Source organism: Microvirga aerilata (assembly GCF_016743775.1).
GTDB classification, from domain to species: domain Bacteria; phylum Pseudomonadota; class Alphaproteobacteria; order Rhizobiales; family Beijerinckiaceae; genus Microvirga; species Microvirga aerilata.
In genome coordinates this window covers 1-1,473 of sequence record NZ_JAEQMY010000269.1, presented here as the reverse complement: position 1 = coordinate 1,473, position 1,473 = coordinate 1, and the positions used below count along the sequence as shown (strand labels likewise).

Sequence of the window (1,473 nt, the reverse complement as noted above, 5' to 3'; positions counted from 1 at the left end):
GAAGGCTCATGGATCCCTCCTCTTGCTGAACAGCTAACAGGGAATTCGCCGACAGTATCTAAGAGATATCCGCGGCCAAGCGTTCAGATTGTTGCCGACTGAGAGATGCGATGTGCTCCCGCCCGAAGGCAGAGGAGCACCCCATGCCTCGCTGCTTCTTTGACTCGCATGACAGCGAGACACCCTCGGAGTATCACACGAGATCCAATGCGATGGGTCGTAGCGGCCCGCGTCGAGGCCCAGAGTGCTTAACAACCCGGGCTGCGCCAACAGCGGCCTGCGTGCCACAGAGCCGGTTTTCCAGCATCCCTGCGCGGGCGCAGCGGGTGACCTTCTGACTTGTAACCCGCGAGCCACTCGCGGTTGGAGGACGAACCCATGAAGAAGCCAAACGATGCCGCTCAGGCTATCCTCGATGGAATTGCTGCAAGAGCGGCGGCTCACAAGGCGAGACCTGCCGAAGCCCGAGCTGAACTCAAAGAGTGCCGCTTCTGCGGCAAACCCTACCTTGAGCCTTGTGACAACAGCGAAAAATCCCTGGCCTGTGGCAACACCAAACTCTGACTGAGTGCGGCCTGGTCTAGTAGAACCCTGCCGTTGTGGACTGTTCCCAGCTGACTTTCGACTTGGTGCCACAAACAGGTCTGCCCTTTGTAGCAGGCGAACCGAGGAGTGAGGAGGAACAAAGAACCCCGCCCTCGCTGAGCACCGAACTGAGTTCCATGTACAAGGTGCCTGATACGCAACGCGGCCGGTCTGTTTCTGACATGCGCTAGGTTAAGGAGCGGTGTCAACTTTTATAATCAACCTTCTGGAATTACGCCGCCTGCTGCACGAGCTTTTGAGTGCAAGATTCTAGCCGGGAGAGCATGGCGCGAATATGGGTTCTCACCGGAGCTGCTTGGGCCTCTTTGACCAAGGTCCCCTTGTTGCTTGGAGTAGGCCTTGAAGCCCCCTTTCCTGAACCGGATCTCGATTTTCCTACAAAGCTTCGGTTCCGGGGATGAGACTCATCTCAGGTGCACGGAGGCCCCATCAAATGGAAGGCCGCACAGTCTGGTCCGATCTAGGTATTGATGGTGACAAGGTTCCCGGTAATCGGATCGAGAATGGTCATGGGCAGTTCTCTCCCGTTGGCACACCGTAAATGCCGTGCCTTCGGTTTCGATCACTTTTGATCGAGGTTGGGGTTACCAGACAGTTACTGCACCGGGCTACTCGCATCTCCAAAGCAGATCGGGACGTTAAATCCGTGCCCGACTGGCGAGGCCAGCATCTTGGCCACTGTCTGTGGTCATCGGCGCCACATCAACCTTTCGTTAACCATACATCTTTAGACTCTTCAATGTGATCGGTACGGCCGTTGCTCACTGACAACTCGGCCCAGCATCGCAGCAGACTCAGGATGAGCCCAGAAGCTCAAGTGACTTCCTAGCTGCCCACGCCGCCCGCCACACAACCCCTTTTGATGCT

General features: G+C 56.8%; 1 protein-coding gene. It reads left to right on the top strand.

The window, feature by feature from the left end; all coding sequences use genetic code 11:
• Positions 1-378 precede the first annotated feature (378 nt).
• Positions 379-564 carry a hypothetical protein gene (locus JKG68_RS32260; protein WP_202066503.1) on the top strand — a complete coding sequence of 62 codons (186 nt, stop codon included), beginning with the start codon at positions 379-381 and terminating at the stop codon, positions 562-564.
• Positions 565-1,473: the final 909 nt, after the last annotated feature.

Bases quoted from the DNA above. Each gene is read 5' to 3' on its own strand.
- JKG68_RS32260 (WP_202066503.1), top strand. From the start codon at position 379: ATGAAGAAGCCAAACGATGCCGCTCAGGCTATCCTCGATGGAATTGCT.